Source organism: Bacteroidales bacterium, from assembly GCA_018334875.1.
GTDB lineage: Bacteria > Bacteroidota > Bacteroidia > Bacteroidales > UBA12077 > JAGXLC01.
The window spans coordinates 1-3,046 of the sequence record JAGXLC010000468.1 but is presented as its reverse complement, the minus strand read 5'-3'; the positions used below and the strand labels follow the sequence as shown (position 1 = coordinate 3,046).

The window sequence follows — 3,046 nt, the reverse complement described above, 5'->3', positions numbered from 1 at the left end:
GGGGGCTTCAACCAGGTGGTCATCCTTGGAATACCCCAAAAAGGCTTTTCCTGGTACTTTTTATCGATCAGTTCCATGAGTTCTAAATTTAACGGCTTCTCCTGTCTTGGCTTGTAATACACACCGCTGCGGTGAATACCCAGTAACTGGCACTGCCTTGCCATGCTTAGCTTGCTGTGGTTTTTATCTGCCAGCGCTCTGCGTTCAGCTAAGGACTTCTTTACGACAAGGCTTTCTTTAAAAAATCAACCTCGACCTGGAGCTGACCGATTTTTTCATAGAGCTTTTGTTGTTCCTTTTCGGGATCCTTGTTGGAGGCGTTATCTGTATATACCGGTTGAAAACCGTACCATATTTCAATTGAAAAGTGTACCACTTATCGATACGTATCTTTGGAGAGAAAATAATCTTCAAAGGAAAAAACATGATAAGCATGGTACAAAAACAAGAAATCATCCTGCGTTACTATCGCCGAGGCGATTCCGAGAGAAAGATCTCCAGGGAGTTGCAAATTAACCGCGCCACCGTCCGCAGGTATATACAAGAATACCGTAAAGCCCGGGATGCTGTAATTTCCTCTGAAAAGCCCGATGAAGAGCTTATTGAGGAACTGGTAACAAGGCCTCAATACAACAGCCATAACCGGGGTAAACGTAGGTTGACCTTTGAGATCGCCGTGGAGATTGACCGGCTTCTCCAGCTCAATGAGGAGAAAAAGAGCAAAGGGCTTCACAAGCAAACGCTTAAGAAAATTGATATTCTGGAGCATCTACACGCCAAAGGTTTTGATATTGGCTATACAAGTGTTTGCAATTACATCAGTGAAAAGAGCAGCAAGAAAAAAGAAGCCTATATTCGCCAGGTATATGAGCCCGGAGAAGTTTGTGAATTTGACTGGGGCGAAGTCAAACTGATCATTGACGGTCAGGTCAGAGCGGTAAACATGGCTGTCTTTACCGGTGCCATGAGCAATTACCGGTTTGCCATGTTGTTTTATCGCCAGGATACGACATCCTTTCAGCAAGCCCATGTACACTTTATTGATTTTATAGGAGGTGTCTACAGGACCATGGTATATGACAACATGCGGGTTGCCATCAGAAAGTTTGTTGGCCCCGGCGAAAAAGAGCCCACCGAGGCGTTGCTGAAACTTTCCCTGTATTATCACTTTGATTTTCGCTTTTGCAACATCAGAAAAGGCAATGAGAAAGGCCATGTAGAGCGAAGTGTTGAATATATCCGCAGAAAGGCATTCTCCCAAAAAGACAGTTTTGTTTCATTGGAAGAGGCCAACAAGTGGCTTTTAGCAACCTGCAACCGGCTTAATTCTTATTTCAACCGTTTCACCAAAGGAAAACGGCCCCTGGAGCTGTTCAACCAGGAACAAGCCTTTTTATACCCGGCTCCACCAAAGTTTGATTGCGCCATCCTTGATCAATCAAGGGTTGACAAATATTCAACCATAAGCTATTCCACGAACCGTTATAGCGTACCAGACCACCTGGTAGGAAAGATGGTTGATATAAAGATCTACCCTGAAAAATTGATATGTTACCATCACAGCAACAAAGTATGTGTGCATGAGCGGCAATACGAGCGCCACGGATGGCACATTGTACTGGATCATTACCTTGGCACCCTTTGCTACAAGCCGGGTGCCCTGGCAGGCTCGCAAGCTTTAAAATCCGCCCCTGACAATGTAAAGGCCGTATATGAAAATTATTTCAAAAAGGCTCCCAGGGATTTTGTGGAACTCTTACTTTTTGCCCGGGAGCATCAATACGAATTTACGGCTATAGAGAAAGTCATAGACCGGCTGAAAGGCATATGTCCGGGTGACATCTCTTTGGACAAAATAAAGGCTTTAAGCATGCAAAAAGAGCAGATACCACCCCCGGTTAGAACGGGTAAGCATGACCCCATTGTTGACTATGCCAACAGACAACTGAGGGAATATAACAATCTATTGAACTAACCATCATCTAATCTGAGAAAACAATGATACCCGTGACCACAAAAGGAAAAATCACAGAATATACAAAAGAACTTCGCCTTCCGGCTATCCGGCAGAATTACCATTCCCATGCCCAAAAGGCCATAAAAGGGAAAAACAGTTATGAAGAATATCTGCTCACCTTATTGGAAGATGAATTTCACAGCAGGCTTAAAAACCGCAAAGCCGCAAGGATAAGACAAGCCGGTTTCCCATATAAGAAGTATCTACAGGATCTCAAAGTAGAAGAATTGCCCAAGGAGGGACAGGAAAAGATCGGCAGTATAGAAACCCTGGAATTCATAAGCTCTGGGCAAAACATCATACTGGCCGGTAATCCGGGAACCGGCAAGACCCACCTGGCAATCGGACTGGGAATAAAAGCCTGTATGGAAGATTTTAAGGTCCTTTTCACAACTGTCCCCCGGTTAATTACCCAGATCAAGGAATGCCGTTCACAGAAAACCCTGAGGACCCTGGAATCAAGATTTGAAAAATTTGATCTGGTCATCTGTGATGAATTCGGTTATATATCCTTTGACAAAGAAGGTGCGGAACTGCTGTTTAGCCATCTTTCTCTACGGGCCGGAAGAAAATCGACCATCATAACCACCAATTTGTCGTTTGACCGCTGGAGTGAAATATTTGGTGATCCGGTATTAACGGCTGCTATGGTTGACAGGCTCACTCATAAGGCCTATATAATCAATATGAATGGAACATCTTACAGGGCCAAAGAAACCAAAAAATGGCAGGAAAAATAGATGAACCCGTTAAATCGAATGAAAAATGGACCACAACAAATCGCCTTAATCCTTTTAATCGCGATTAAAAGGATTAAAACCAAAACAAATTATTCACATGGTATCGAAAAATGGTATACTTTTGAACTGAAATACTGGTATACTTTTCAAGTGAAATAAACAATTCTATTCCATTCAATACAAGTAAAGCATTGGCAGCAAAAAATATTGAATAATAAAGTCTATTTACAGCGGAATTCCAAAAGCTATTATCAGATAATACTCTTGCTGCTTCATAGGTTTGGTAAGC

Annotated in this window: 3 protein-coding genes; 2 read left to right on the top strand and 1 reads right to left on the bottom strand. The window is 42.8% G+C overall.

The genetic code is table 11. The features are described 5' to 3' along the window. Window positions 1-433 precede the first annotated feature (433 nt). Both istA and istB read left to right on the top strand, forming a co-directional pair. The gene (istA, locus tag KGY70_19950; GenBank protein ID MBS3777479.1) at window positions 434-1,975 is read left to right on the top strand and encodes an IS21 family transposase; all 1,542 of its coding nucleotides are present in this window, start codon (window positions 434-436) and stop codon (window positions 1,973-1,975) included. 23 nt (window positions 1,976-1,998) lie between these two features. Then, window positions 1,999-2,757, top strand: a complete 759-nt coding sequence (gene istB / locus KGY70_19945; GenBank protein ID MBS3777478.1) for an IS21-like element helper ATPase IstB — start codon at window positions 1,999-2,001, stop codon at window positions 2,755-2,757. Window positions 2,758-2,830: 73 nt separating this feature from the next. Here the strand turns inward: istB and KGY70_19940 are convergent. Further along, window positions 2,831-3,046, bottom strand: a 216-nt coding sequence (locus KGY70_19940) for a HEPN domain-containing protein (protein ID MBS3777477.1), incomplete at its 5' end; no start/stop codon positions are given.